General features: G+C 45.8%; 25 protein-coding genes and 1 tRNA gene. 10 read left to right on the forward strand and 16 right to left on the reverse strand.

Annotated elements, in window-relative coordinates:
* Nucleotides 1-34: 34 nt before the first annotated feature.
* The 3 genes from QUB13_RS02020 to QUB13_RS02030 are packed head-to-tail and all read right to left on the reverse strand — an operon-like array spanning nucleotide 35 to nucleotide 1,711.
* Nucleotides 35-982 (reverse strand): glycosyltransferase family 2 protein, encoded by a 948-nt coding sequence (locus QUB13_RS02020; RefSeq protein ID WP_333378381.1) that lies wholly within the window; start codon nucleotides 980-982, stop codon nucleotides 35-37.
* A 49-nt stretch (nucleotides 983-1,031) separates the two neighbouring features.
* On the reverse strand, nucleotides 1,032-1,262 hold the full coding sequence (locus tag QUB13_RS02025) for a hypothetical protein (RefSeq protein ID WP_333378384.1): 231 nt from the start codon (nucleotides 1,260-1,262) through the stop codon (nucleotides 1,032-1,034).
* On the reverse strand, nucleotides 1,241-1,711 hold the full coding sequence (locus tag QUB13_RS02030; RefSeq protein WP_194013113.1) for a tetratricopeptide repeat protein: 471 nt from the start codon (nucleotides 1,709-1,711) through the stop codon (nucleotides 1,241-1,243). The genes QUB13_RS02025 and QUB13_RS02030 overlap by 22 nt, the downstream gene beginning before the upstream one ends.
* 75 nt (nucleotides 1,712-1,786) lie before the next feature.
* Between QUB13_RS02030 and QUB13_RS02035 the strand changes: the two genes are divergently transcribed.
* Both QUB13_RS02035 and QUB13_RS02040 read left to right on the forward strand, forming a co-directional pair.
* Nucleotides 1,787-3,208, forward strand: a complete 1,422-nt coding sequence (locus QUB13_RS02035; RefSeq protein ID WP_333378387.1) for a glycosyltransferase family 4 protein — start codon at nucleotides 1,787-1,789, stop codon at nucleotides 3,206-3,208.
* A gap of 41 nt (nucleotides 3,209-3,249) precedes the next feature.
* On the forward strand, nucleotides 3,250-5,169 hold the full coding sequence (locus tag QUB13_RS02040) for a hypothetical protein (RefSeq protein WP_333378390.1): 1,920 nt from the start codon (nucleotides 3,250-3,252) through the stop codon (nucleotides 5,167-5,169).
* A gap of 423 nt (nucleotides 5,170-5,592) precedes the next feature.
* Here QUB13_RS02040 and QUB13_RS02045 read toward each other — a convergent pair whose 3' ends face one another.
* Both QUB13_RS02045 and QUB13_RS02050 read right to left on the reverse strand, forming a co-directional pair.
* Nucleotides 5,593-5,739 carry a hypothetical protein gene (locus QUB13_RS02045; protein WP_333378392.1) on the reverse strand — a complete coding sequence of 49 codons (147 nt, stop codon included), beginning with the start codon at nucleotides 5,737-5,739 and terminating at the stop codon, nucleotides 5,593-5,595.
* Nucleotides 5,740-5,990: 251 nt separating this feature from the next.
* On the reverse strand, nucleotides 5,991-6,410 hold the full coding sequence (locus tag QUB13_RS02050) for a uracil phosphoribosyltransferase (RefSeq protein WP_333378394.1): 420 nt from the start codon (nucleotides 6,408-6,410) through the stop codon (nucleotides 5,991-5,993).
* A 581-nt stretch (nucleotides 6,411-6,991) separates the two neighbouring features.
* On the opposite strand from QUB13_RS02050, the gene QUB13_RS02055 reads away from it, so the two are divergent.
* On the forward strand, nucleotides 6,992-7,564 hold the full coding sequence (locus tag QUB13_RS02055; protein ID WP_194067689.1) for a DUF4360 domain-containing protein: 573 nt from the start codon (nucleotides 6,992-6,994) through the stop codon (nucleotides 7,562-7,564).
* Nucleotides 7,565-7,773: 209 nt separating this feature from the next.
* Here the strand turns inward: QUB13_RS02055 and QUB13_RS02060 are convergent, their stop codons facing one another.
* The 3 genes from QUB13_RS02060 to QUB13_RS02070 all read right to left on the reverse strand — a co-directional run bounded on the left by QUB13_RS02060 (nucleotide 7,774) and on the right by QUB13_RS02070 (nucleotide 11,437).
* Nucleotides 7,774-9,021, reverse strand: a complete 1,248-nt coding sequence (locus tag QUB13_RS02060; protein ID WP_333378397.1) for a URC4/urg3 family protein — start codon at nucleotides 9,019-9,021, stop codon at nucleotides 7,774-7,776.
* Entirely contained in the window at nucleotides 9,018-10,100 is a 1,083-nt protein-coding gene (locus QUB13_RS02065) for an adenylate/guanylate cyclase domain-containing protein (protein ID WP_333378400.1), read from the reverse strand. The genes QUB13_RS02060 and QUB13_RS02065 overlap by 4 nt, the downstream gene beginning before the upstream one ends.
* A gap of 89 nt (nucleotides 10,101-10,189) precedes the next feature.
* Nucleotides 10,190-11,437, reverse strand: coding sequence for a GTP cyclohydrolase II (locus QUB13_RS02070; protein WP_333113627.1), 1,248 nt, complete (start codon nucleotides 11,435-11,437; stop codon nucleotides 10,190-10,192).
* Between the two features lie 421 nt (nucleotides 11,438-11,858).
* On the opposite strand from QUB13_RS02070, the gene QUB13_RS02075 reads away from it, so the two are divergent.
* Both QUB13_RS02075 and queC read left to right on the forward strand, forming a co-directional pair.
* Nucleotides 11,859-13,193 carry a cytosine deaminase gene (locus QUB13_RS02075; protein WP_333378404.1) on the forward strand — a complete coding sequence of 445 codons (1,335 nt, stop codon included), beginning with the start codon at nucleotides 11,859-11,861 and terminating at the stop codon, nucleotides 13,191-13,193.
* 154 nt (nucleotides 13,194-13,347) lie between these two features.
* Nucleotides 13,348-14,022 (forward strand): 7-cyano-7-deazaguanine synthase QueC, encoded by a 675-nt coding sequence (queC, locus tag QUB13_RS02080; RefSeq protein ID WP_333378406.1) that lies wholly within the window; start codon nucleotides 13,348-13,350, stop codon nucleotides 14,020-14,022.
* Nucleotides 14,023-14,270: 248 nt separating this feature from the next.
* On the opposite strand, the gene QUB13_RS02085 is transcribed toward queC, so the two are convergent.
* Nucleotides 14,271-14,783, reverse strand: a complete 513-nt coding sequence (locus QUB13_RS02085; RefSeq protein ID WP_333378409.1) for a hypothetical protein — start codon at nucleotides 14,781-14,783, stop codon at nucleotides 14,271-14,273.
* Between the two features lie 112 nt (nucleotides 14,784-14,895).
* Between QUB13_RS02085 and QUB13_RS02090 the strand changes: the two genes are divergently transcribed.
* Entirely contained in the window at nucleotides 14,896-15,510 is a 615-nt protein-coding gene (locus tag QUB13_RS02090) for a hypothetical protein (protein ID WP_333378412.1), read from the forward strand.
* Nucleotides 15,511-15,517: 7 nt separating this feature from the next.
* On the opposite strand, the gene QUB13_RS02095 is transcribed toward QUB13_RS02090, so the two are convergent.
* Both QUB13_RS02095 and QUB13_RS02100 read right to left on the reverse strand, forming a co-directional pair.
* Entirely contained in the window at nucleotides 15,518-16,996 is a 1,479-nt protein-coding gene (locus tag QUB13_RS02095; RefSeq protein ID WP_333378414.1) for a hemolysin family protein, read from the reverse strand.
* 65 nt (nucleotides 16,997-17,061) lie between these two features.
* On the reverse strand, nucleotides 17,062-17,751 hold the full coding sequence (locus QUB13_RS02100) for a hypothetical protein (protein WP_194067698.1): 690 nt from the start codon (nucleotides 17,749-17,751) through the stop codon (nucleotides 17,062-17,064).
* Nucleotides 17,752-17,941: 190 nt separating this feature from the next.
* Between QUB13_RS02100 and QUB13_RS02105 the strand changes: the two genes are divergently transcribed.
* Nucleotides 17,942-18,014: transfer RNA gene (locus QUB13_RS02105), tRNA-Ile, on the forward strand.
* Between the two features lie 95 nt (nucleotides 18,015-18,109).
* Here the strand turns inward: QUB13_RS02105 and QUB13_RS02110 are convergent.
* From QUB13_RS02110 to QUB13_RS02130, 5 genes are all read right to left on the reverse strand, one after another.
* On the reverse strand, nucleotides 18,110-18,352 hold the full coding sequence (locus QUB13_RS02110; RefSeq protein ID WP_333378417.1) for a hypothetical protein: 243 nt from the start codon (nucleotides 18,350-18,352) through the stop codon (nucleotides 18,110-18,112).
* A 39-nt stretch (nucleotides 18,353-18,391) separates the two neighbouring features.
* On the reverse strand, nucleotides 18,392-18,925 hold the full coding sequence (pyrR, locus tag QUB13_RS02115) for a bifunctional pyr operon transcriptional regulator/uracil phosphoribosyltransferase PyrR (protein WP_194011114.1): 534 nt from the start codon (nucleotides 18,923-18,925) through the stop codon (nucleotides 18,392-18,394).
* 151 nt (nucleotides 18,926-19,076) lie between these two features.
* Nucleotides 19,077-20,156 carry an adenosylcobinamide-phosphate synthase CbiB gene (cbiB, locus tag QUB13_RS02120; protein WP_333378421.1) on the reverse strand — a complete coding sequence of 360 codons (1,080 nt, stop codon included), beginning with the start codon at nucleotides 20,154-20,156 and terminating at the stop codon, nucleotides 19,077-19,079.
* Nucleotides 20,157-20,253: 97 nt separating this feature from the next.
* The gene (locus QUB13_RS02125) at nucleotides 20,254-20,667 is read right to left on the reverse strand and encodes a GFA family protein (protein WP_194011112.1); all 414 of its coding nucleotides are present in this window, start codon (nucleotides 20,665-20,667) and stop codon (nucleotides 20,254-20,256) included.
* 33 nt (nucleotides 20,668-20,700) lie between these two features.
* Entirely contained in the window at nucleotides 20,701-21,144 is a 444-nt protein-coding gene (locus QUB13_RS02130) for an Rrf2 family transcriptional regulator (RefSeq protein WP_194011111.1), read from the reverse strand.
* Between the two features lie 263 nt (nucleotides 21,145-21,407).
* Between QUB13_RS02130 and QUB13_RS02135 the strand changes: the two genes are divergently transcribed.
* From QUB13_RS02135 to QUB13_RS02145, 3 genes are all read left to right on the forward strand, one after another.
* A complete protein-coding gene (locus QUB13_RS02135; RefSeq protein ID WP_194011110.1) occupies nucleotides 21,408-21,794 on the forward strand; it encodes an AbrB family transcriptional regulator in 387 nt (128 codons plus the stop codon).
* A 424-nt stretch (nucleotides 21,795-22,218) separates the two neighbouring features.
* A complete protein-coding gene (locus QUB13_RS02140; RefSeq protein ID WP_333091326.1) occupies nucleotides 22,219-22,347 on the forward strand; it encodes a hypothetical protein in 129 nt (42 codons plus the stop codon).
* 252 nt (nucleotides 22,348-22,599) lie between these two features.
* Entirely contained in the window at nucleotides 22,600-26,214 is a 3,615-nt protein-coding gene (locus tag QUB13_RS02145) for a PAS domain S-box protein (RefSeq protein ID WP_333378425.1), read from the forward strand.
* Nucleotides 26,215-26,796 lie beyond the last annotated feature (582 nt).

The raw sequence follows: 26,796 nt of genomic DNA on the forward strand, positions 1-26,796 counted from the left end.
TGTGATAATAATTAGTAATAACTCTTATTGATGGTTATTTTATCAACTCCCGCACAAACTCAAACGCCCTAGGACGCAACTCCACCGGCAGCAACGACAATCCCAAACCCGCCCACATTTTCGCCGCAGAAACAGACTTTCCAGCTCGCACCATCAGGCGCCCTTTTGCAGTTTCACCCACCTCAATCAGCCGCAAACCTAACGCTAATTGAGTTTCTGCAATCCTTTTGAGCCTGACTGTTTCCAACTTCTCCGACTCAAACTCGTAACTGGTCAAATAGCGCAATTTATCACTTAAATATGGAATTGCCCGATCGACTCCTTGCTGTCCTGCGTGAAATCGATACTCCATCAACAGCTCCGGCAAGTAATAGCACTTTTTGCCCGCAATCGCAAGTCTCACAAACAAATCGTTATCTTCGCAATTTTGCCAATTCGGCCGCAGAAATCCGACTTCTTCCAGCGCGCCGCGACGAAACAAAGTTGCCCCTATTTGCAAACTCTGTCTCAGAAAAACTGTCGAGAGCAAATCTTCAATAATTCCAGCCGACAAATCGGTGCGCCCCCACTGCTGCGAATTCAGTTTAGTCTCGGTTTCGTCAATATTGTTGTGAATGTCGATCGCCCAATGGTCGGTACTGACAAAATCAATGCTGGGGTCTTTATCTAAAATAGCAGATGTCCGCTCCAGAAATTGCGCTCTCAGGCGATCGTCATCGTCAAATTTGATAAAATATTCGCCCCTTGCCGCCGCAAAGCCCGATCGCATATTATTACTTTTACCGATATTCTGCGGGTGACGAATGTAGCGAATTCCTGGCCCTACAAATTCTGACATTAACAGCGGAGTGCTGTCAGTCGAGCCGTCATCGCAGACAATTAATTCAAAATCTGTATAAGTTTGATCTAACACGCTGGCGATCGCACTAGCCAGCAAATGCACTCGATTGCAAGTAGGAATGCAAACGCTAATTTTCGGCACAAACAAAAACCATTTTAGATTTTAGATTTTAGATTTTAGAGCTGAAATTTTAAACTTTAGACTGCCCCAAATTAAAGTCTTCCTGATGCCCTGTTTGGCCAATGCCCTGTTTGGCCAATGCCCTGCGCGGGCCAATCCCTCCGCTTCGCTCCGCCCAATGACTAATGACTTCTTCCTTCTTCCTTCTTCCTTCTTCCTTCTGACTTACATCCGTTACATCCGTTACATAATCCGTTGCCGAACTTCCTTCTTCCTTCTTTAACTCAAACGAGCCGTACATTCAAGAATTAACTTTTGATTCACCAAAGCGAAGGGTTGAATTTCCAAAGCGCGGCGAAAAGCTCCAATAGCACTCGTGTATTCTCCTAGGGCAGCGTAGCACAAACCAAGACCGTGCAGCGCCCCAAAATGTACCGGGTTCAATTTGAGGACAATTTCGCAATCGTGAATCGACTTTTTATAATTTCCTTGGGTATAGTGAAGTACGGCGCGCCGATTCCAAGCTTCAGCAAAATCGGGCGATTGAGCAATCAGTTTCGTCAGCAAATCCAAAGCGTGGCGAACATCGCCGGCACTTAGCGAAACTTGCGATCGCCTGAGAATTTGCATCCCATAATCACCCTTCTGGTTAAACCAAGTCCGCCAGAGTTCTGTAGTTGCCCGATCGCGCACGCTTTCTTCGGAATTTTTTAAGTCTTGGAGCAGCGCTTTGATAGATAATTCGTCCATAGTGAGAAGATTGTTAAAAAAGTTTTATCCGTCAATCTTATCGCGACAGCGGCAATTTGATTTATCCAATATCCCATGCAAATTTTGATGCTTTCCTCGACTTTTCCCTACCCGCCAAGCCGCGGAGGAACTCAGGTAAGGACTTTTAATTTATTACAATACTTGAGCCGGCGGCATGATGTAATTCTCGGCACTGTGCGATCGCCCGATGTCACCGACGCACAAATCGACGCATTGCGAGGGCAAGTGACAGAATTAGCAGTTTTTCCCCACCCGCAGATACCCCCCCAACCCCCCCTTGCTAAGGGGGGGCTAAGACTCAATCAGGGGCTTGAGGAAGGATTATTGCCTCCCATTGCACCCCCCCAATTTCCCCTTGCAAAGGGAGGGCTAAGACTCAATCAGGGGCTTGAGGAGGGCTTCTTGCCTCCCCCCCTTAACAAGGGGGGGACTGAGGGGGGGTTCTCTGAAATACTCGGAAAATTCCACAGATTCGGTCAATTTGTGTTATTCGGGACACCTCCAAACGTGCTCTCAAGCTACTCTCAAGCAATGCAGAATTGGGCTGACGATTTGGTAGCTGCAGGGAAATGCGATGCTGTTACCTGCGAACACAGCGTTAACGAGATTTACGTGCGTCCAGAATGGCGACAAAAACTGCTGACAGTGGTCAATATTCACAGTTCGGTTTGGGGAACTTGTAGGGAAATGTTAATCACCAGCACTTCCCAAAAACCTCTGCGCGATCGACTAAATTTGCCGCTACTCGCCCGCTACGAAAGACGCTACTGTGCCAAATTTTCCCGCATTGTCGCCACCACATCCACAGACAAGCAGCAACTCCTAGAATTGCTGTCGCCAGCGGGAAGACTCGGAGAAAAACCAGATTTTTTTGTGCCTCCGATTGATGTCATTCCTAACGGTGTGGATTTGACAGAATTTCCGTACCGGTCGATCGATCCGGGAGGACACACCTTAATCTTTGCAGGCGCAATGAACAATTTGCCCAATATTGACGCCGCCAGATTTCTCAGTTTGCAAATATTGCCTTCCTTGCAGCAGCGATATCCCGATGCTACCCTCACTCTAGTCGGGGCTTCGCCAGTCCCGGAAGTGCTCGCCTTGGGGAAACTCCAAGGAATTCAAGTAGTAGGTCGGGTGCAAAGGGTGGCAGAATATTTGCATCAGGCTGCAGTTTGTGTGGTGCCGATGAGGATTGGTTTCGGGATTAAAAATAAAACTTTGGAGGCGATGGCTGCGGGAACTCCCGTGGTGGCGAGCGAGCGAGGTTTGGAGGGTTTAGCCCTCGGTGGCGGCGCACAACCGACAAGGGCCTTGCGGGCGAACAAAGTTCAGGAGTATGTTGAGGCGATTACCAGTTTGTTTGAAAATCAGCAACAGCGGCAGGAGTTGTCCGAAAGCGCGCGCGCCCTCGTTGAAAGTCAATACACCTGGGATATCATAGGTCGGCAGTACGATCGACTATTGCAACTTTAAACTCGAAATTCTAAAATCTAAATTCTAAAATTGGACGGACGATGGAACACAAAATTAACCCCTCGAAACGCCGAGTCAAACCCCCAGAAAATTCAAAAGTTGCTCCTCCTCCTCCGACAAGACGCCGCCGCAATCGTCGCCCCAAAAAACTTCAAGACTCCCAGCTTCCCCTACTTCCTTCCCCAACTCGCGCCAGATATCCCTGGAAAAGACTCGTAGCTAATTTGACAGCCCTCGGCATCTTGTGCGGCTGTTCCGCTTTGATGGGAGGCGGCGCTTGGCTGAGTTACCAGCTAATTGTCGATCCCAACGGTAACAGGTTGGTCTCTCAGTTTGTCCCTGGATGGTCGCGCCTGCCTACCGGTAGCAGAGATTCCATCCAAACTCTGGCTCAAATCAAAGCCAGCATCCGCAAATTGGGCTTCATAACCGGCGAACCCCTACCGCTTCCCGTCGAGAAATCTGCAGATAATTCTTTTGCCGATTTGCTGTTGCCGGTGATGGTAGAAAGGACAGTTAATGCTTCTACTGTTTGCAAAAATCCTTGCCGTCAAATTGTTGAACTTCGGGTGTACAAGCGGGTGCAGCTTCCCGATCGCGATTCCGATAAAGAGCAGTATTTTCAGTTAGCAAGTTCTGTGAGTGTAGAAGGCCCTGCCGAATCTTTTGTGATTGCTTCTTTAGCTGACTCCCAGTCCGACAATCAAGCCTCCAATCAGTCGCTACCCCTAACAGAACTGCGCCGCTTTGACGGCAAGCCCCCCGCCGAAGGTATTTGGTTTAATGTCAGCGGTAAACTGGTGCGCGGCGACAAGAAAATTCCCTACGGACAAGTCATTCGCTACAACCCCAGCCAAAATCATTTAATCTCGCTGTTGGATTGGGTGAGTGCGGCCGGACAACCGCCGAATTGGCAGCAAATTGTGAAGGGTTCAAATCCGCAATTGGCGATCGACCAAACAGTTGGTTTAGAGCCGCAATTTACCCTTTATCAAATTGGCCCGCGCAAATTTGTGCCGAACCCAGTTCAGTTAACTCCGATTTCTTTAGAAGAATTTGCCTTCAACGATCAGACTTACAAAAACGGGCTGCGGCTCGCCAACAGCGGGCTGTGGTCTCCAGGATTAAATGTCATGCGTATTGCTAAGGGTAAAGCCGGCAAAAATTGGCCCGCACTCGCGCAAGCTCAACTAGAAACGATCGAATTTCACGCTAAAATTACTCGTGCTCAGGCGATCGCATCTTGGGCCAGTCCCGGCCAACAAGTGCTCGCAGAATTGATCGACGGCCGCTGGAGTGAAGCTTTGCAAGTATTTGAAGCCGATCCCAGCAACAGTCACGAAATTGCCACAACCCTCAAAAATGACGGCGGGCGAATTATGAACCGCGTAGATGCCGCCTTGAGAATCAATGCCGCTGACGGCGATGCCAAGGCTTGGGGCGCTCTGATTGTAGCCTCTCAAGACGGAACTCGCGAAGCAATGAATTGGCTCGACCAGCAATCAGATACCGACAGCGAAACTAGAAGTCGAATTCGGAATTTGGTCAACAAACTTGATGAAGCAGTTTCTCTCGCCCAAACTTTAGAAGACCACAAAAGTCAAATTATGGGTTCTGCTACATTAATTAACAATGTCAACCCCGCTGACTGGCTGGAACCCGAAGCCAAAAGCGAGTTAAAATTGACCTCTGAACAAGTTTGGTATCAGGTGCAAGTAGCGAGTTTTTACGACGGTATCCGCTGGGTTAATTCGCCCTTTCCAGATGTAGAAGTGCGCTCTTTTCCCGATACTCAAATCAAATGGCTTTGGGGGCGGTTGGGCTTGCAGGCTGACCCCAAGATAAAAATTGAGGTAGCGATGGCTAACGGTCAACAAAGAGTCGCTGTCGGAACGGTGAAAGCGGTGCAGATTCAAGACGGAAGTCTGCGCTTGCTGGCCGCGGTTGACAAGCGATCGTAATCCGGCAACAAGCATTCTGCAGGGAAACAGTCCCGGACACACTCTTGATATCATGTCCAGTCGATTGACAATAATTAAGATGTGGTTCGTAAAGATGTGGTTCGTAGTGCGGACTAAAGTCCGCTCTTTTTTGCGGACTTTAGTCCGCAACACGAACCGTTTTTGTTGTGGTAATTGACCGGACATGAGATAACAGGAAGAAATCAGGTTTTTTTACCATTTCTGTCGATCGCAACAGAAGTATTTCCGCAAAAAAACCCGGTTTCCTGCCACCCGTGCCTCCCAAACTAGGAATCAGGAATCAGGAAAAGGCTTTCTGTTCCCCCTCTCCTAAGTCCCAATCCCTATCAATTTCGGAAAACAATACAGACAGCAATTTCTTAATTCAATTTACACAACTCGCGCCCAAAAAAGCCAGAGATATTACATCGCGCCTTTTTTAGAAAGTGCTGCAATCATCTGCCGTTTCACGGCTTTCGCCCAAAGCTCAAACTCCACACTGTTGGTGCTGTTAACTTTCACTTCCTCAGCAGGCTGATGTGGGGCTTCCTTCTGTACTGTAGTCTCCATTCTTTTTTCCTCTTACAAAAAATGTTATTAGTCGCTCGCAAGCGGTTAGGATCATAGATCTATTTTATCTACTAATTTATGCCATTAGTTACACTAAAGGCATAAATTTTAATTCTAAAATGCAGTAAATACATATAGATAATGCAATTTATGAATTCCATCACCAAAACCGTGCAAATATTGCTAGATATAGATTTTCCCTGACATTAAAATTTTATAACTTACATTGTGTAGCACAATCAAACCAATACTTATGTTAGTAAACTTATTTTAAAATGAATGTATTTGCATATACAGCAGAAAATAATTTGATTGAATTCAAATAGTGCCGTAAGCCGTAGCGTAGCGGGGTGTAAGCCATCGCCCGCAGGGACGAGTCCCGGTACAATATAATTGCGATCGTCCAAACGCTCATCAACAGCAGCCGTATAAATCTGCACGTCAGAGTGCTGTTGATGAAGGTATTCAACTCCCTCCGGCGCAGCCAGCCAGCACAAAAACTTAATAGACTTCGGATTAACTTCTTTAAGCCGATCCACAGCAGCCACTGCTGAGTTACCAGCAGCCAGCATCCGATCGACAATTAAAACATCTCGCGGTTCGATATCCAGGGGAACTTTGACAGAAAGACGAGCCCGCCACCTGAGTAGTGCGATCGCGGTACAAACCAATAGACTTGAATGGCAAAAATTGCAAAACACCTTGAAATTATCTGCGTCAATCGGTGTTGCATCAGCCCGATATCTGCGGTTTCTCTGAAGATAATTATCATCTTCTGAATCTGCCGGAAAATACGAATATCGTCACCTTTTCCTCCTTCGCCACTAGCAGACAGAGCCTTTTACTACAAATCCAGCAGTTATGATTCCCGAATTAAAGCATCTTTTCTCAGCCAATAGCGAAGGCATATAATTGGTCGTCCAACAAATACCTCCTAGCGCAGCGCCGACCAAAAAATCAGAACTTTGTTCCCCACAAAGCCTCATAAAAACGATGAATATTATTCGCTCAAATCTTCCGGAACACTCTTTGAATGAAATGAATATTAGAAAGTATCAGGACACAACAAGCATTAATACATAAATTAATGCTACTCGAAAAAGCCGAGCCAGGTACAGATATCTAGCTCTCAGTCAGAATCTGACTGCCTTTTCAGTAAAGGCTTGCCATCTCCTAAATAGAAAGGCATCGCCTCAATATTCCTTGAATTTTTCAGAGTTGTCCTAACAAAAAAACCTTAAGGAGAACATCCATGAAATTTGCAAAACTCTTGCTGGCGACAGCATTAATGGCCGCTTCTATCAGCCCCGCCTTGGCAAATCCTGCAGTTCAAATATTAGGAGCCAGCTACGGCGGTAGCGGCTGCCCAGACCGCTCCGCCAGCGTCAGCGTCAGCCCCGACGGTCAAGAACTCACCATCCTATTTGATAAGTTTGCAGCCCAAGGAAATGTCTCAACAGAAACCCGGAAAAGCTGCAATCTGAGCATTCCTATCAAAGTACCCCAAGGCTTCCAAATTTCTATCTACGATGCCGATTACCGCGGCTACATTGCTCCTAAAACCACAGGAAACCTGCGAGCAGAATACTTTTTTGCGGGAACCCGCGGCCCAGTTTTTAATCGGAATTTAAGCGGAGAAACTAACTACAACGTTCGAGATAGCTTAGCTACTGTAGCTAATGTTTGGTCTCGCTGCGGCGACAGTGTAAATATGCGAGTAAATGCTGCGATGACAGCCCGCGGTGCCGGCATGGCAACCGTTGACTCCTTCGATTTAGCTCATCGCGGTTTAGTTTATCACGTCAAATATCGCACTTGCAAATAAGCAGAAACACTAAAAAACAGATAACACTGATGACCCGGATTCTTTACGAAACCGGGTTTTTCAATGCTCTAATTGTATCAATTCCGGTTGTACCGAAATGATATAGAGGAAACGGCAGTGCCGTTTCCCTACAATTAATCTGACGTAGGGAAACGGCACTGCCGTGTCCTAATTTCTTATGATACTGCCGTGTCCTAATTTCGGCTTATTTAAAACACAGTACCGTCACTTTCAATCTGAATTGGCGGCACTCCACCGACTCTCAATTCTGCCGCAATTTTTCGCCCCGCCGCCCAAGTTCCCCCTTGCAAAATCTTCACCAGCGGCAATTCTGTCGCACTCAAATGTAGCTTTTTTCGCATAGTTGCGGCAATCTTATCTAAAAGAATCACAGTTAGCGATCGCCATTCCACTATAACTTCCGAACCAGGCAAATAACTACGATCGCCAACAGCCACATCTTTTACCCGCAGCAGCCCGACATCCAAACACAAACCACCGTTGCGATACTCCGCCAAACCCGTTAAATCATCGAATCCGGCGACTTCTAAACCCAGTTGTTGCAGCGGTTCCAACAGCGAATAAGTCAACCACTGCGAGAGTTTGTGAAACGGCACAAAGTTATCTCCAAAATTTTCTCCCGCCAAAGCTGAATGCCGCCAAACATCCCCTAAATTAACCCCACCAATGGCATATCTTCCCGGCCAAATCTCCTCAAAACCTGTCAAAACAGCATTCAATACTTCAGAAGCATTCACAGTTTTGACTCCAGAAACCCGATTGTCGAGCAAGTATTGTACCAAATTGCCGGGACGCGGGTTTTCGCTACCAAATAATAATCGATGCTGGCAAATCGCCTTCCCCAAACGCTGCAACAATTCTAATCTGCCGCTTAAACCAACTAGCGGATTGTCTCCACTTACCTGAAATCCCGCAGCTAAGGTTTCTAGTTTTAATTGAGAAAGCCCCCGCGAATCAGCAGAAAAAGGAAAATCGGGATTGCTGGAAAAAACACCTTGACAAAACATCCGAAAACTGGCTATTGCTAACCCTTCTGAACGGCGGTAAATTTGTCCTGTTTCTGGTTCGCAATACTGCCAATCTGCACCGGCACCGGCATCAAGTAAAACGCTGATAATTGCTAAATCAAACTTGATCTTAGCTTGTTCTACGGGTGAAAATTCTGTTAAAGCTGCATCTAATTCGGCTAGTCGCGGCAGGTTGCCGGCTTCAAAATGCCGCCAGCGACTGTGAAAGGGAATGTTAAAATCGGGATACTGTTGGTGAGTGGTGTCGATTACATAATTTGCTGCTTTGTCGAGTTGGGATAAATCGACGCGGAAGTAGGGTAGTTTATTTTCGGAGGCTAAATTAAAAAGCCGATCGCACTTTTGGCGAATCGCAGCCGCTGTTCTCAGATATTGTACAGTCTCCCGTTCAAGTTTGCTCAACTTCATACCATCAAACACCGATAAACATCGTTTTCTTGAAAAAAGTCAAACTGACTGTAATCTAAAAGATTATCTAAAATCGCATTTTTATCGATTTTTATCAGCTTGTACTCCCACTTCGAGCCGCTGACTTCGCGTTTTATTTGATCGGAAACTATCATCGAATTTTTGTCAGTAGCCGGAGATATTATTTTACTTAAATCCTCCAGCCTGTCGGCGATATTAATATCTTTTCCGTAAGTGCAAGACCGAAATATATACAAATTTCCTTTAGTAATTCCTACCGACAAGCCGCAAGGTATTTGATTGCCGCGAATAAACAGTTTCCAATTCTCGCACAAACTTTCCATTGCCGCTAGGGCTGAGTGAGCTTCCTGGAAAGTTAACAAGTGCGAATCACCAACAATACTCCGAATTGTACCGCCGTATTCTTCACAAATTGTTTTTTCAAAATTATCGAACTTAGTCAATAAATATTCAACATCTTTGATAGAATTAGATTCTTGATATGCAATAAAACCTCTCAAATCAGCTTTAATTATTGCTTGATTTTCGACTATTCGCGTTTTGTGACTTTGGTCAACTTTGTAAACTTTTTCAGGTTCGCTCATCCCTTTCAAAGAAAACTCGTTAACAAAAGATGTTTGCACCTCTGCTTTGTTGAGCGCCAGCCATGCTGCTTGAGACAAATATATTTCATCCGGCGGAGTTACTGATTCTATCCGCGCTGTTAAATTCACTGTATCGCCAAAGATATCTTTATCTTGGTGCAAGACATCTCCTAGGGTAATCGACACGCGAATAGCCAATCGTTCATCGTTCGATTTACTAGATTGTTCAGCTCTCAATTCTTGCTGCATTTCTATGGCTGCCATCGCTGCTGCTGTGACGCTGGGAAAAATCATCCAAAATGAATCACCTTCCCCTTTAATCATGCTGCCTTCATTTCTGATAGTAATATCTGAAATAAAATTTTTATGCTCGTTTAACAAATTACTTAATTCCGACTGAGATAATTTTTTAACTCGGACGGTATATCCACAAATATCTGTTTTTACGATAACAGTAGAACGCAAATTAGCCATAACCTACCCTGACCGATCAAAGACCAGCAATAAATTTTATTTGGCAAAGACGCGATTGTTCGCGCCCGATTGTTCGCGTCTTTGGCCTGTCAATCTCCTAAATCGCGTCCGATGGCTTCTGCAAGAATTGTAGCATCTGGCACGGGGTCTGGCGTGTAGTAGCCTGCTGCTTTTTTGGCGGCGATTTCTACTTGTGCGTCTGCGGGAATCCAATTTTCGGGAATGGGGATGCGATCGACTACTTGAATGCCAGAATTGATAATTGCATTGTATTTGAGATCGCTCATAGAAACTAAACTGTCAATTCGAGAGATGCCCAACCAGTGCAAAACATCTGGCATGAGTTCTTGAAACCGCATATCTTGAACTCCGGCGACACATTCAGTACGAGTAAAATAGGCATCAGCGCGATCGCCCCCTTCCTGCCGTTTTCTGGCATTGTACACCAAAAACTTCGTAACTTCCCCCAAAGCTCTGCCTTCCTTGCGGAAATAAACAATTACTCCAGAACCGCCGGATTGTGCAGTTTGGATGCAAATTTCAATCCCATGTACCAAATAAGGGCGGCAAGTGCAGATATCTGAACTGAACACATCAGAACCGTTACATTCATCGTGTACCCTTACCGCCAACTGCTTCTGAGGGTCAGAAATATTTGCAACATCGCCAATAATATAAACTGTAGTTCCGCCAATCGGGGGCAAGAAAACCTGTAAATCCGGCCGCGTCACCAAATCCGAGAACATACCGCCTGTTTGCTCGAATAAAACGCGGCGGAGAACACTTTCTTGCACGCCTATCCTGCGGGCAATTCCCGGCAAATACCACACGGGGTCGATCGCAATTTTAGTTACCGCTAAATTGCCGCCTGCTTTGACTATTTTGCCATCAATTTGCACGCGCCCCTTAGCGATGGCATCTTGCAATTCCGGCATATTAATATGAGCTTTAGTAACAGCAATTGTCGGGCGAATATCGTATCCCTGCTGAAAAAATGAAGTATAAATTTGGCTGACCAAACCCCCAAAGGGATCGAGAGAAACAATCAAATTGCGATCGCCCCAACTCGGGTGAGGCCCGATGCGTGCCGCCGGAGACGTGTTAGTAAAATCGGGCAGGTGATCGGCTTGAAGTGCGCCGGAAGCAACTGCTAGCGCTCGATAAACAGAATAGGAACCCGAATGAGTGCCGATCGCATTCCGGTGAGAAGATTTGCTGAGGCTGCCAATCACCGGCCCCCGTTTGAGAGGATCGATTTCTCCCCAACAAATGGGAATTGGTTCTGTACCGGATCTGTCGGGATGGGATGTTAAAACTATATGCTTGGGTTGTGACACAGTTGTTTTTGGCTCTGGCTATGGCAATTTTAAACGATTATCGATTGTAACAACAGAATTGTGTCTGCGGAAGGATTCGAGCTATCCAATTTTAGCGAAATCTTTTAGAGCAATTAGATTTAATGTGTGAATCATATTTTTTTAAGCTGTTGTGCAAATAAACATTGTATATTTCGACGATCGATCAAAAATCTTCTCCCTCTCTCCCCCTCTCCCTCTCTCCCCCTCTCCCCCTCAATCACCATACAGAATCTAGATGCACAACAGCTTAACGAACCGCAGAGGCGCAGAGGGCGCAAAGGAGAAAAAAAGAGAGTAAAATGGAAATAGAGAAATAAAAAAGTTCCCAAATTTGGAAATAATTGCTATATTTAAAACTGGTATCGCTAAATTATTAATAAAATTCTAACTCACAAAGTTAATGTTGCCAAGTACATCTAATTATTTGCTCAAAAATGCTCGCGTCCCCGCGTCTCTGCTAGAAATACAGTCGATCGCACCCTCAGTTTCTGCAATTGCAACAACGGGGACAGAGAACAATTTTTGTGCGGTGGATCTGGAAATTGCAGCGGGTGCGATCGCCCAAATCATCCCCACCAATACAGAACCTTTATCGCAACTTCGAGATATTCCAATTGTAGACTTGCAAAACGGCTTAGTTTTCCCTTGCTTTGTGGATATGCACGCGCATTTAGACAAAGGCCACATTTGGGAACGATCGCCCAATCCCGACGGAACTTTTGCAAGTGCGCTGGAGACTGTCCGCGCTGACGCCGATAAACACTGGAATGCAGAGGATGTTTACCGGCGGATGCAATTCGGCCTCAAGTGCAGCTACGCCCACGGCACCAAAGCCATCCGCACTCACATCGACAGCGCAGGCGATGGGGGAACCGTTAGTTTAGCAGTATTTGAAGCCTTGCAAGCCGAATGGAGCGATCGGCTAATTTTGCAAGCAGTTTCCCTAGTTTCCCTCGACTATTACCTGACACCCGCAGGCGAAAAATTAGCAGACAAAATTGCCCAAATCGGCGGCATCCTCGGCGGAGTCGCCTACATGAACCCGGATTTAGACAAACAACTCGATCGCGTATTTAGCTTAGCCCAAGAACGCGGTTTAAACCTCGACTTCCACACCGACGAAACCGACGATCCAGAATCCACAACATTGCGGGAAGTAGCAAAAACGGCTATTCGCCATAAATTTAGCGGTCAAATAATCTGCGGGCACTGCTGCAGTTTAGCCGTACAACCGCCGGATTTAGTAACAGAAACTTTGACATTAGTCAAGCAAGCAAATATTGGCATTGTCAGCTTACCGATGTGCAACCTTTATTTGCAAGACAGAGAATCGGGGCGTACACCGCGCTGGCGGGGAGTGACGCTGGTGCACGAACTCAAAGCAGCAGGAATTCCCGTCACAGTTGCTAGCGACAACTGTCGCGATCCGTTTTACGGATTTGGAGATCACGATGTTTTAGAAGTCTTTAATATGTCAGTCCGCATAGCCCATTTAGACAGGCCTTGGGAAGATTGGCCGCGCACAGTCACAACAACACCAGCAGATTTAATGGGATTGCCGAATGTAGGACGAATAGGAGTTAGTTTACCCGCAGACTTGATTTTATTTAAGGCGCGAACTTTCAGCGAATTGTTATCTCGGTCGCAGCGCGATCGCACAGTTTTGCGGCAAGGTAAAGAAATTGATACAACTTTGCCAGATTACCGGGAACTAGACAATTTGTTAGCAAGTTAAACTTATAGCAATTCTCGCATAAACTGTCAAATATTTTTCTTCTCTTCTCTTCCTTCGCGTCTTCGCGGTTCGTTAAAATCCATCGCTGTAAACTTGTCAATTCACAACTAATTTGATATAAATGTAAATGCTAATTTAATGGAGGTTATTTTAAGTGAAAGCAGTTATTTTATTGTCGGGAGGGCTGGACTCCTCAACTGTTTTATATCAAGCCAAAGCCGACGGCTGCGAATGTTACACGATTTCCTTTGACTACCAGCAAAGACACCGGCGGGAGTTGGATTCAGCAAGGGCGATCGCGCTTTCAGCGGATGTTAAGGCGCATCAGGTGATAAACTTTGACTTGACGCTGTGGGGCGGTTCGGCTTTGACGGACAATCAGATGGAATTGCCGATCGATCGCAACCTAGCAGAAATGTCGCAAAACATCCCCATTACCTACGTTCCAGCTAGAAATACGATTTTTCTCAGTTTTGCCCTCGCCTACGCAGAAACCCTAGAAGCCGATCGTATTTACATCGGCGTCAACGCTTTAGATTATTCCGGCTATCCCGACTGCCGCCTCGATTACATCCAAGCAATGCAGGAAGTATTTCGGTTAGGAACGAAGCAGGGAAGGGAAGGAGAAGCTATTAAGATTGTCACACCTTTAATCGAACTTAAAAAAACCGAAATAATTGAATTGGGGAATAATTTGGGAGTGCCTTGGGAGCAAACTTGGTCTTGCTACGCAGGCGGGGAAAAAGCCTGCGGCGTTTGCGATTCTTGTCGGCTGCGGCTGGCGGCTTTTGAGGAATTGGGATTGAAAGATCCGGTGGCTTACGCTTAAACATGACTTACGCACGGGTAGTCAGAAACCGGGTTTTTTCGAGTCTCTTCGCTTCGCCCGCCGAAACGGTAAATAAACCCGGTTTCTAAGCATCGCAGCGGGTGGTCAGAAACCGGGTTTTTTCGCAAGAATATATTACAGATGGCAGAAGCTGCCAAAAACCCGGTTTCTTGGGTTTTGATGCGTAAGTCCTGCATGACTAAAATTTTTAAAATTGATTCTTAGTTAGTTTGGAATCATCCGAGTGCTTATTTAGCTTCCGGCTCATCCTCAACTTCCAATTGACTTTGGTCTTCCTGTCCATCCTTAATTTCATTTTGCAGCGAATTCAATGGGACTAAAAGCAGATCAGCCATTTGCGATTGTCCTCTAGCCCTCAAGATTTCTATAGCTTTCTGAAAATCTTCAACTCCCCCCTGTTTTTCTCCAATTACAGCTCGAGTATGAGCACGAACCATATAAGCTTCTACAAAGTCAGGATTGATATTAATTGCTTGAGTAAAAGCTTCAGCAGCTTCCTTGTACAACCTTCTGCGACCGAGGTCGAATCCTTGTTGATAAAGTTCTTGAGCTTTCATAGCATTTCTTAATTTCTGCTGTTCATCGCGCTTGCATAAAGGATCGAGTCTGTTGACTTTACCTGATGAATCAAGTATAAAGCACCCTGGTTCTTCCTGGGCATTCGCTACAATTTGAAAAAGAGGTAGAGACGCAATAAGGACAGAAGAAAAAGCAGAAATTAAGTAGGAGTGTTTTAGCATTACTGGTACTGTTTAAATGTTAAATTTCTACGTTGGTTCTGTTTTTGTGCTATTAAATAGAGATTAAAGGTTTATTATCTACTCATTCATACTTTACTCAATGGTGAAAATTATGTCTATTGAAGAGCGCCGAGGTATTGAAACAATTGACAGAAACCAAAATCTACTTCTCGTTCGCGCTCCTATTGAGTCAGTGGCGGAAAAATTTAGTAGGGCGAGACGCGCGGATGTTTGGGAACGGGATATCTACGATCGCGAAATCGAAATTACCGCCGAAAGCTATATTGTATTTCAGTTCCGAGGACATCCTTGGACGATCGTTGAACAAGTGAAATATCAGCCCGGTTCCCTTATGTTTGGAGAAGGAGATGCCATCACCCTTTCCTGGTTCCTATCCACTCGCGCCATCTACTACAAATGCAGCGACACTTGCGGTTATATTGGTTATAACTGCTACGACAGAGGTGCATTTGCAGAGATGCTGTACTTTGAGGAAGAAATGGATCTCTTATTCCTCTCTGACTTTCGCGAGGTTAAAGCTGAGGACATTGACAGTGCCTTTCGCTTTACTTACGCTTTTATGGAGGAGCAAGATATCTATATTCCCTACGTATATTACGAAAATGTGAGGGCTGGCGATCGCCTTAATTTCCGGCCCAAAGGCCCGACGTTAGATGATTTAGTACGCAGCGACTTCGAGCGAATAGATTATATAGGCATTAACTAAAAGATTCTCAACTAGAAAATCTCGCCACATCTCTCAACCCGCTATTCTTGCGACTTTTTCCCACAATTTCCCCATCTATCTGTCCAATTTCACTTAAAGTTCGATCGCCCGCCGCCCCTGACAGCAAATGAATTTGAAGTTGTTCCAACCGCGGCCCGATCGCCGAAACCACCGTAATTTCTGCATTGTCGCCGCGCCAAACTTCCCCAACAGCCGGCATTCTTTGCAACTGATAGCTCAAAAAACCTCCGATTGTTTGATATTCCTCAGCTATCGGCAAATCCAAATTCAATATTTGATTGACATCATCTACATTTAGCTGCGCTTGTACTAAAAAAGTGCGATCGTCCAATACTTGCAAAGCAATTTCTTTACTGTCGGGCGAGTGGTAAGTGCGGCCGATAATTTCGGCGATCAAATCCCTCAGCGTGACCAACCCGGAAATGCCCCCAAATTCATCAACTACGATCGCAATTTCTTCCGACGAACGCTGCATCAAAGGCAGCAATTCTCCCAGCAGCATCATCTCCGGCACAAACCTCACTGCACTCATCCAAGTTACAATTTCTGTGTCGGGAGATAGCAAACCTTCAGCTAGAGGTTTTGCAAGTTGTTTGAAGCCAATAATGCCGATAATATCGTCTAAAGAATCTCCCGTCACGGGATAAAAGGAATGGTTGGAAATTGCCATTTCGTCGAGCAAAGTTTGAAAAGTAGCCGTCTTGGGAAGTGCGATAATGTTTGGCCTCGGCACCATCACTTCTTGTACCCAAACTTCGCCAAATTCAAACACGTTATTGAGCAATTCTCGCTCTTCTGCTAGTAAGCCGCTTGATTCGCTGGAAGTAGCTATAATTAATTGCAGTTCTTCGGGAGTAACGGGCCGGTGTCTTAGGTTGTATTCGATTCCTGCAAACCGCAAGAGCGATCGGGTGGATTGATTGAGAAACGACACAAAGGGATTGAACAGCCGGGAAATCAATAAACTCGGAGGCCCGAAACTTCTGGCTAGCTGTTCGGAATAAAGTAGGGCTACAGATTTGGGGAAAAGTTCGCCGAGTACGATTTGCAGGTAAGCTAGCAGGAAAAAAGTTACTATTGATATTCCGAAAGAATGGGCCAGCGCCGATTTGATATAAAGTGGCAGCGGCAAACTGGCGATCGACATTCGGACTAGCACGGCGATCGTATCTTCCCCAATCCAGCCGAGAGCTAAACTAGAAAGAGTGATTCCCAACTGCATTGTTGAGAGCAATCGCTCGATACTTTTCTGCAAAGATTGAACAGTTAAAGCTGCAATGTCGCCAGCCTCGGCTAACTGATTGATGCGCGATCGGCGTACCGTCACCATCGAAAACTCAGCCGCCACAAAAAAAGCGTTGATCGCAATCAGCAGCAGCACTGCCAGCAACCGCGACAGCACTTCTGTCGGAGTCATCGCGGGTAAATCAGCTATCTCCTGCACTCTCGCCCCTAAAAGTGACACAATGCTCCCTAGAACAACTTTATCGATCGAACCTCAAAATCCCTGGAGTGTTTGCTCCTTTTGTCTTACTTCGCTACTGGAATCCCAGCTATTTGCAACTGAAGTTTTTGACCTGGATAATCTGTCAGCGTCAGCGAAACTTGTTTAGCATTTTCCAGTAAAGCGGTGGGAATACTCACCGTACCGTAATACACCTGCCCGTTGGGGGGCAGTTCCGACGGCAAATCCTCAGCAGTCGCCGAAAGGGCCCGGCCGCGATCGTCCGTGACGTTCAAGAAACTGTAGAGAAACCTCACAGATTGGGAACCTTCGTTTTTCATGCTCACGTCTAGCAGCATGGAGTTGCCGCGCTGACTGGCCGCGCTCACTTCTAGGGTTATTCCCCCGTCGCGACTGTTCAGGGGAAATTTGGCGCTGGCCTTTGGTTCGGCGGGCTTTTTGGCTGTGGCTGGTTTAGAGCTTGTCTTGTCTGTTTTAGTATTTGCTCCGGTCGTTTTGTCAGGATCGCGACCTTCTATCCGCGCTTTGACGGTTTTAAGAATGTCTGTTTCTTTCAAAATACTCACTTGCTCTTTGCTAGCCACAGTTCCCTGCTTGCCGGTGCCTGCATAGTTGCTGGGGCGAACATCAGGTTGAGTCGTTCCTTTCAAGGCTTCGCGACCTGTAGTAAATCCCAAAACAGAACTCGTCACACCTGCTCCAAACATAAGAGTTAGCAGAATTAGAGTCAGCACTACTGTTGAATTCACTGCCATTGCCTGTAATTTTATGCCTAGTCGTAGAAACTGCTTTGTCCGGTCGAGCCGGATAGCGCAGGTGCGTTTCGGGCGATCGGGGACTCAACAGATCTAAAGATTTTGATTTTTGTTCTCTAGTTCTAGCACGAACTGAGAAATTATGTTATAGTTACTTCTTAAGTTAGATAGATTGAACAAATCAATTTAACGGCAGTTGGCCGAGCGGTTTAGGCAGCGAACTCATAATTCGCCCCAGGCAGGTTCAACTCCTGCACTGCCGATTTTAAATACATTAGGACGCTCAGCGCCCGTCGCAACCAAGCTTCTTTCTGCGACGCATGGGGGGCGAGAAACCGGGTTTATGGGAATTTTGGCGTTAAGTAACGAGAAATATACCTACCAACCCAGTTTTTGAGGGTGAGGGAGGGAGAAACCCAGTTTCACTCTTCTGAAATCGATCGCGAACCAGACACCCAAGTCGATCGACTCGCAAGTTCAACTTATAGCGGTTGTCAAGCGTCGTGAGGTATGCCCTATGCCCTATGCCCGATGCCCGATGCCCGATGCCCGATGCCCGATGCCCAATGCCCAATGCCCAATCGCTCCGCCCAATGCCCAATGCCCAATAGTACCTCCTATGAGAGCTCGAAAGGCTATATCAACCCTTAATCAATTCCACCCCGTAGCGCCCATCGTACTCTTGAGCGTAAACCTTAACTTGTTCTTCCTTTGCAGTCGGCAACTTTTTACCCGTAAAATCTGGCTGAATCGGTACTTCTCTGTGGCCTCTATCGACTAATACCGCCAACCAAATTTTTTCCGGCCTTCCGTAATCATTTACCGCATTCAAAGCCGCTCGAATTGTTCTACCTTTATATATGACGTCATCTACCAACACAACGATTTTCCCCGTCAAATCGAAAGGAATTTCTGTTTTAGCCGGTGTCCGCATCGCAACTCGATCCAAATCATCTCGGTAAAAGGTAATATCCAAAGCGCCCACCGGTACTTTTACTTGTTCGAGGACTTCAATTTGATCTGCCAACATTTGAGCTAGCGGCACTCCTCTAGTATAAATCCCCAACAGCACTAACTCCGACGGAGCCCCAGATTTTTCGACAATCTCGGAAGCGACGCGGGTGAGAGTGCGCCTCACTTCATCCGGCGATAAAATTTTGATAATTTTAGTCATTATTTGACTGGGATCTAATTGTTGGCTGTTGGCCCATCGAACAATTGAATAATTGAATAATTTTAGATATTTCGACTTGGCCCTAAAAGTTTGAGATTGACTTCACTGATGAATCTGGTGGCTGGTATCTGTCGCCCAGTAAAGTCAGCAGTTAGGGGACAAAAGACCATAAAGTATAAACCAGCCATGATAGTCCCAACCAAGTCAAAAAGCAATAGCGAGTTAATTGCAAAGCTTGATAAATTTGTTCTGGGGCGATCGCGCGAATAGGCTCGCCTAACAGCGGTTTGTGTTTGATAACTCCCCGATAGGAATTTATACCTCCTAGTTGTACTCCCAAGATGGCTGCGTAGGCGCACTCGCTCCAACCGGAATTGGGACTGACATCTTTAACAGCATCTCTCTGACAAATCTGCCATACGTAGATCGGTTTACCAGAGATCAGGGCTAAAGTAATCACTGTTAGCCGGCAAGGAAACCAGGTGAGGATGTCTTCTAGTTTGGCACTAAACCATCCTAAATTAGTGTATGGCTGTTCTTTGTAGCCGACGGTTGAATCTAATGTGCTGGCTGCTTTGTAAGCGATCGCACAGGGAACGATCGCGCTGGCGAGCATCGAGTTAGGATCGATCGGCAAATTGGTAACAGTTAATAATAAATCTGGCAGAGCGAACCCAACTAGGGCATAAAATAGCGGGGCACTCACGCCATCGACTGCATTCTCTGTTACAGTTTCTAACAATGCTCGCAGAATTTCTGGCTCGGATAAGTTTTCAGTATCCCGGCCGACGTAAAGACTCAACCGTTCCCGCGCCTTGACTAAATCTGCAACAGTTAAAGGTGCTAGCACATCTTGAGCCGCCGCCCTCAAACTGCGACCGGCAAAACAGCTTGCGAGCAAAATGGTCTGCAGGGCAATACTTAAAAGAGGGTGTACCCAACTAGCAGCAAGGACGATCGACCAACTGACAGTATAACTGCCTAGAATCAGCCCGATCGCTAGTATTGTACCAGCACATCGCAGCAGCAGTTTGTGCAGCTCACCGGCCGGACGATCGCCCGCAGGAGCCATTTTGTCTGCGGGATTATTCCAGATACTAAAGACAATTCGAGTATAGCGGTCGATCGCCCAACCCATCGCCTGTACGGGATGCGGCCAACCCCAAGGATCGCCGATCGAATAATCCAATACCGCAGCTAAAATCAAAACAGCAAATTGATCCGGCATCATTATATATTGTGTCAAACTTGATAGTCTGTCCTGCCAGCGAGCGATCGTTCGATCGGGCTGGTTTTAGCTGCTGTTACCAACAGCCGAATTGGATTTTTTATCCCAGATTTTCAGTGCTGAGATTACTTTCGTCGCCAAGCTTGTGTACGTTCTGCTCCCAATTAACACCATCAAAGGGTAGAATCTGAAATTGGGAAACGGCATCGGAGTCAAGACAGCGGACGTTGACATCGAATTGATCGGGATGCGATCGGGGACGATAGAACGAGTGAATCCCACAAATCCGGCAGAAAGTATGTTTGGCAGTTCCTGTATTAAACGTATAAGTTGTCAAAACATCTTCGCCGCACAGCAACGTAAAACGTTCCGGCGGCACAATTAGGTGCAAAAATCCTTTCTTTTTACAGATAGAGCAGTTGCAGTCAGATGCTTCGTGTTTGTCAACCGCGACTGTGAAGCGGACAGCACCGCAATGACAGCCGCCGGAGTAGGTAACAAGTGTTGTGTCCATGTTTTCGGGCGATCGAATAAATCAACTTACCATCTAAATGATAAAGCTAGTTTCTTCTCCCAGAGCAGCTTGCCAACTGCGGACATCATAGTATAAGTCTTCGAGGGAAATAGTGTATAGCGCTTCGGCAAGTTTTTTGTGCAATCGGTTCCACAAACTGAATGTTACCCAATCCTCTGCTTGCGTCGCGTCGGGAGAATGTCGAGGTAAAGGTTCAATAGTTTCGCCTACCGCCTCTAAGATTTGTCCTAAAGAAATTTGAGCCGGCTCGCGGGCTAATTGATATCCTCCCTGGGAACCCCGAACTGATTGGACTAAACCGGCTCGTCGCATTTCAATCAATAATTTTTCGAGATACGGAGCCGGTAACTCCTGTCGGTTCGCGATCGATTTTACCGATGTCGGGCCGAACCGAGGTTGCAAACTTAGATCCAGTAATGCTTTGACACTGTAGTGTCCGCGTGTGGTTAACTTCATGGGATTTTAAAATTGGGGGCAAATATTTAGCTAGCTGATAGCTGATAGCTTATGCTACCGAGTTTAGAGATTGCTTGCACCGGCTGCTACTTCTCAAGAAAGACTGCACCTTGTTAAAAATATTTAGACAATAGTGGTTAACAATTGAGCCGATCGGTGTAAGATGGTTTTACGATCGGCTATAAAGCTAAAGTTTCTTGGTCAAACCAAAAATCAACCGAGAAAAATTCCGTACACCAGTTGAATATTTCAGGACTCAGTAGATGGCTAAAAAGAAAAATATCGAACCCCTTGAAGGAGAAGACCTGATCCAAAAGGTCAAAGAGCTAGAGAACCTCACCAAGGAAGAAAAAGCTAGAGCCTGTGGCTACTACACCGTTACCAAGAATGGCGTAGAACGGGTCAACATGATGAAATTCCTGAATGCACTGATTGATGCAGAAGGCATTCAGTTAGACGGGAAGCAAAACGGTAACGGACGCGGCGGACGCTCTGCCAGCTATCGGATTAGCGTTCAATCTAACGGCAATTTACTGATTGGAGCCGCCTACACCAAACAAATGGAACTGAAGGCAGGAGATGAATTTGAAATCTCTTTGGGACGCAAGCACATTCACCTGCGCCAAATCGATCGCGAAGAAGTAGCCTAAGTCTTTAGGACTTGCTTTAACTTCTTGCTTGAACTGATTGGTTTGATTTCAAGCATTGAGTGCAAGCAGAGAGTTAGCTCTGAAATCTTTCTGTGCGCTCACAACAGTATGGCTTCTATAGATGGCAATGGCTCGACAAAAGCCACTGCCACTACTTGATATTTTCTGAGAATACCTATTCTCACCCCTCGCTATATCCGTTTGGACAAGCGAGGGATTTTCCGCGCGTTAAAGAGAGGTCAAGCGTGAAGCAGAGAAAAGTAAGAAAAAACAGGGAAAGAGGTAGAGAAAGCATCTCCGGCTCTGTAAAAAACATTTTTTTGCTGAAACTTGAGTTCGACTCAATCGCTTTCAATTGTTGAATGTATCTGCGTTCATCAGTGTTGCATCTGCTGGAAATCTGCGGTTAACAGATAGAATATTGATGCAGCTCAAGTCGGTTCAGGTAATCGCACTACAAATGCCAAGCCGGAAATCCTGCGAGAAAGAAGAAGTAGCTAAGGTTGATATGTTGCACAACAGTCAACAAGCGATCGAGAAACCGGGTTTTTGAACCGCAAGGCGCGATCGAACTAAAAAAAAGAATGTAACTTGAGACAATCCATCACCCGCAAGTGATAGAAATAAAAACCAAAAAACCTTGTTTATGGGAAAATTGTTGCTGCTCCGTTGATATATTGATGTAGAAACTTGGTTTTTGGGTGGTGTCTCCAAAACACACTGAAATTACGGGCTGGAACAGTTAAAGTGTTAGAGAGCAATTAGACACCAGCCTATGCCGTTGCCCCGAGTCGCGAGCAAAACTTTGTCACAGCCAACAAAAATACCCCTGCGTTGCGTTCTAGTAGGCTCTTTTGTGGTGCAAATCGTCGCAGCCGTAGGGATTGTCGGGTATCTTTCCTTTCGCAATGGAGAAAGAGCAGTCGAAGAAGTCGCTCTGAAATCGATCGCCCAGACGGGGAATAGAGTTGAAGAACAACTGACTGCTGTTGTGGAAAATACCCACTGGGTAAATCAACTTAATGCCTCAGCGATCGAGCGCGCCGAATTAAACTTAGAGTTAGGACAAGCCCAGCCGGGAGGAGAGAAGTTCCTCTGGCAGCAAATGCGATCGTTTAAAAGCATTCAATGGATTTCCCTCGGTTCTCAAAAAACAGGAGAATATCTCGGCATTAAACGCAACCCGAAGGACAACAGCTTGCAAATTGTCGCAGCTAACAAGTCTACTAAATATCAGAATATCTACTACGCAACAGACAAAAAAGGTACTCGCACCGCCAAATTAAAAGCAGAACCGGGAACCTACGATGCCCGATCGCGCCCCTGGTACAAAGAAGCTGTCGCAGCTAACAAACCGATTTGGACGAGCATTTATCGGGGTTTTACTCCGGGGACTGTGTTTATTGCTGCGAGCCAACCGATTCGCGATCGCAATGGTGAATTGCTGGGAGTTTGTGCGGTAGATTTGTCCCTCTGGGAGCTTCAGCAATATCTCCATCGCCTCAAGGTTAGCAAAACTGGAGAAATTTTTGCGATCGAACGATCGGGCTTGCTGGTGGCCAGTTCGAGTCAAGAATCATCCTTTAGAAAGATGTCGGGAAAGCAGGAACCTGAGCGTCTAAATGTTTTAGACAGTGAAACTTTTGTCATTCGCACCGCAGCTAAGTATTTGTACGAAAAGTTTGGCGGCTTTAGTAACATTCAGCAGCGACAACAACTGAAATTCAGCCGAGATGGGGCAGAATATTTTGTGGAAGTGCTGCCGTTTTCGGATAGTAACGGTTTGAACTGGCTGATCGCGATCGCAGTTCCCGCATCGGATTTCATGGGGCAAATTAACAAAAATACCCGCACTACCATTTTACTTTGTGCCGCGGCGCTGCTGCTATCGACCATTGTCGGAGCGCTCAATGCCCGGTGGGTGACGCTGCCCCTGCTGCGGCTCAACCAAGCAGCTAAAGATATCGCCCAAGGAGAATTCGATCGCACTGTTGCTATCAGCAAGCTTGATGAAATCGGCTCCTTAGCACAGTCTTTTAACGAAATGGCGGCTCAATTGAAAAAGTCTTTTCAAGCTTTGGCCCAAAGCGAGGAAAAATTTGCCAAGTTGTTAGAAAGCTTGCCGGTTGGGGTGATAGCTCTGACTCCGGCTGGTAGCAGTATTTTTATGAATTCGATGGGAGGAGAAATTACGGGTAAAGGGGCGGTGGCAAATACCACCCCTGAAGAACTTTCCGAAACTTATCAACTTTATATATCGGGAACAGACAGGCTGTACCCGATCGAAGATTCGCCCTTTGAACGCGCCGTGATGGGCAAAGAAACGTTCCTTGAAGATATGGATCTTCGCCGGAATGGGAAAGTTATTCCCTTGCAAGTGCGATCGCAGCCAATGTTTGATGCTGAGGGGAATGTGATTTACGTACTGATTGTTTTTCAAGATATCACGGCGCGCAAACAAGCAGAGCAAATATTGGCAGACTACAACCGTACCCTGGAAACGGAAGTAACCTCGCGCACTCTGGAACTAGCTCAAAGTAATGCCCGCTTGCAGCTCGAAATTGAGGAGCGCCAGCAAGCTGAAAAAATTATCCACCAAGAGCGGGACTTTAATTTAAAGATTATCGAAAATTCTCCGATCTTCTTTGTGGCGATCGATTCGGAGGGTAAAATCCTGCTGGCCAATGAATGTATGTTGGAATCTGTGGGCTATACTGCTGCTGAAGTTATCGGCCAAGATTATTTAGCTAAATTTGTACCGGAGGGCGATCGAGCCGGATTGCACTCGATTTTTGAGCGCGTCACAACGAGGGAGCAAACGGTTAACGAGCACCGGATTATCACTAAGTGCGGTGATACTTTGTTAGTCGAGTGGTACGGTACGCCCGTTTTGGATGAAAATGGCAATTTTGACTTTTTGTTTGGGTTTGGGATTGATATTGGCGATCGCAAACAAGCACAAATAGCATTGCAAAAAAGTGAAGCTCTATTTCACAAATTAGCAATCACGGTGCCCGGAGAACTTTACATATTCGTACAGCATCCCGACGGCTCTGTCAAGATGGAATATATCAGTCCTATGTGCCGAGAAATTCAAGAATTAGAGCCGGAGGAAATCCAGAACAACTTTGCTTTACTCTACGAACAAATGCACCCGGACGATCGCCCCAGCTACTTCGAGGCCATTGTCAGAAGTGCTGTAAATCTCGAACCATTTGCCCGCGAGTGGCGGATTGTCACAGCATCGGGAAAGCTCAAATGGCTGCAAGCTCATTCTCGGCCGGAATTGCGCGAAAATGGAGATATCGTCTGGCACGGCATAATACTCGATATTAGCGATCGCAAACAAGCAGAACAACAACTCAAAGAAGCCGCATTAGCAGCAGAAGCTGGAAACAAAACTAAAAGCATCTTTCTCGCCAACATGAGCCACGAATTGCGAACCCCCCTCAATGCCATTCTCGGCTTCGCTCAATTAATAGAACCCAGCCCTAATTTAACTTTCACGGAAAAAGAAAATATCAAAATTATTCGCCGCAGCGGAGAACACCTGCTTCAACTGATAGATAGAGTCTTAGCCTTATCTAAAATTGAAGCGGGGCGCATGACAATCTACCCCAAATGCTTTGACTTGTACCGCTTGCTGAGCGACGTGCAGAATATGTTCCAAATTCCGGCACTCAATAAAAAAATAAAATTAATTATTGACTGCTCCTCGGATGTCCCTCAATACATAGAAACAGATGACATTAAGTTGCGGGAAGTGCTGATTAATATCTTAGACAATGCAGTGAAATTTACTCAAAACGGCTCAGTATCAGTCACCGTCCGAGCGAAGCAAGAAGGAAGAACAAGGTCTGTAAAAGAAGATTTTGTTAAATCATTTGAAAGCTTATCAAAAGTTTTTATTTGCTTTGAAATTACCGATACAGGAGTTGGCATCGACCCGGAAGAATTAGATAGTATATTTGAATTATTCATGCAAAGTTCATCGGGGAAGACACTTCAAAAAGGTATGGGTTTAGGATTAAGCATCAGCCGCGAGTTCATAAAATTAATGGGTGGCGAAATTACCGCCGAAAGCGAAGTGGGATGCGGTACAGTTTTTAAGTTTGATATTCCAGTCGTTACAGCAATTTCCCCTGTTGATATAAATAATATTTCAGAGACTTCAACTATCCTAAAACAAGAAATATTGGATACTCATAAAATATTTACGCTTAACTCGAAACCGCAAGTTTCTCCAGAATGGATGAGCCAACTTCAACAAGCAGTCCGTGAGGCTGACTTCGATTTTATTGCTACAACAATTGAGGAAATCCGCAGCGAAAACGAGCTTTTTGCCGAAATTTTGATGAATCATTTAGATAATTTTGATTATCAAGAAATCCTCGATTTAATTGCATCAATTCAACTGTAGTTAAGAGGGCGGGCACGCACCATCCACCGCCCCTACTGACTGTTGACTGTTGATTGTTGACTGTTGACTGTTTAAGCGATTGCTAGTTACCAGGCTCTGCCTGGTAATGCAGATAGGCGAGGAAGAGTCTCCTTTAAGGAAGGCAACTTACAGGAGAGAAGACTGTAGGAGGTGTTTAAGTTATTAAGTTTTCGATCCTGAGTGAACCGTAGTGTTTCCGATTGAGAGAAAAAGTCCTGAGATGGCCTAACGTCCTCGCTCAGTTGATTAAAAGACTATAGCAATCCTAAATCATTTTCAATAACTGGTTAAGAGGCTAAGAGCCTAGGAATCGATGTCACTTTTGAAGAGCCTCCTGCGACAATGGAGGCAGAGCCTCCGGATCTGCGTTACCAGGCAGAGCCTGGTAACGAGTAGAACGAGTGAATCATTTAGGATTGCTATATGATAATTATCATTGTTGATTTGTCGCTAATAATTTAAGGTTTGAGTTGAATTTTGTGAAGCTACAGTTAACCCCCCCGATCGCCCTTTTGGTAAAAGCAATCGAGGGGGTTAACTATTATTTGTCAAGTATCTGAG

It is taken from the genome of Microcoleus sp. B4-D4 (genome assembly GCF_036705185.1).
GTDB lineage: Bacteria > Cyanobacteriota > Cyanobacteriia > Cyanobacteriales > Microcoleaceae > Microcoleus.

Coding starts and splice junctions, on each gene's coding strand:
- QUB13_RS02045 (WP_333378392.1), bottom strand. CDS start 5,739: ATGGAGACTACAGTACAGAAGGAAGCCCCACATCAGCCTGCTGAGGAA.
- QUB13_RS02025 (WP_333378384.1), bottom strand. CDS start 1,262: ATGTACGGCTCGTTTGAGTTAAAGAAGGAAGAAGGAAGTTCGGCAACG.
- QUB13_RS02075 (WP_333378404.1), top strand. CDS start 11,859: ATGTTGCCAAGTACATCTAATTATTTGCTCAAAAATGCTCGCGTCCCC.
- QUB13_RS02030 (WP_194013113.1), bottom strand. CDS start 1,711: ATGGACGAATTATCTATCAAAGCGCTGCTCCAAGACTTAAAAAATTCC.
- pyrR (WP_194011114.1), bottom strand. CDS start 18,925: ATGACTAAAATTATCAAAATTTTATCGCCGGATGAAGTGAGGCGCACT.
- QUB13_RS02140 (WP_333091326.1), top strand. CDS start 22,219: ATGCAGCTCAAGTCGGTTCAGGTAATCGCACTACAAATGCCAAGCCGG.
- QUB13_RS02065 (WP_333378400.1), bottom strand. CDS start 10,100: ATGGCTAATTTGCGTTCTACTGTTATCGTAAAAACAGATATTTGTGGA.
- QUB13_RS02040 (WP_333378390.1), top strand. CDS start 3,250: ATGGAACACAAAATTAACCCCTCGAAACGCCGAGTCAAACCCCCAGAA.
- QUB13_RS02060 (WP_333378397.1), bottom strand. CDS start 9,021: ATGAAGTTGAGCAAACTTGAACGGGAGACTGTACAATATCTGAGAACA.
- QUB13_RS02135 (WP_194011110.1), top strand. CDS start 21,408: ATGGCTAAAAAGAAAAATATCGAACCCCTTGAAGGAGAAGACCTGATC.
- cbiB (WP_333378421.1), bottom strand. CDS start 20,156: ATGATGCCGGATCAATTTGCTGTTTTGATTTTAGCTGCGGTATTGGAT.
- QUB13_RS02090 (WP_333378412.1), top strand. CDS start 14,896: ATGTCTATTGAAGAGCGCCGAGGTATTGAAACAATTGACAGAAACCAA.
- QUB13_RS02085 (WP_333378409.1), bottom strand. CDS start 14,783: ATGCTAAAACACTCCTACTTAATTTCTGCTTTTTCTTCTGTCCTTATT.
- QUB13_RS02035 (WP_333378387.1), top strand. CDS start 1,787: ATGCAAATTTTGATGCTTTCCTCGACTTTTCCCTACCCGCCAAGCCGC.
- QUB13_RS02055 (WP_194067689.1), top strand. CDS start 6,992: ATGAAATTTGCAAAACTCTTGCTGGCGACAGCATTAATGGCCGCTTCT.
- QUB13_RS02130 (WP_194011111.1), bottom strand. CDS start 21,144: ATGAAGTTAACCACACGCGGACACTACAGTGTCAAAGCATTACTGGAT.
- QUB13_RS02100 (WP_194067698.1), bottom strand. CDS start 17,751: ATGGCAGTGAATTCAACAGTAGTGCTGACTCTAATTCTGCTAACTCTT.
- QUB13_RS02125 (WP_194011112.1), bottom strand. CDS start 20,667: ATGGACACAACACTTGTTACCTACTCCGGCGGCTGTCATTGCGGTGCT.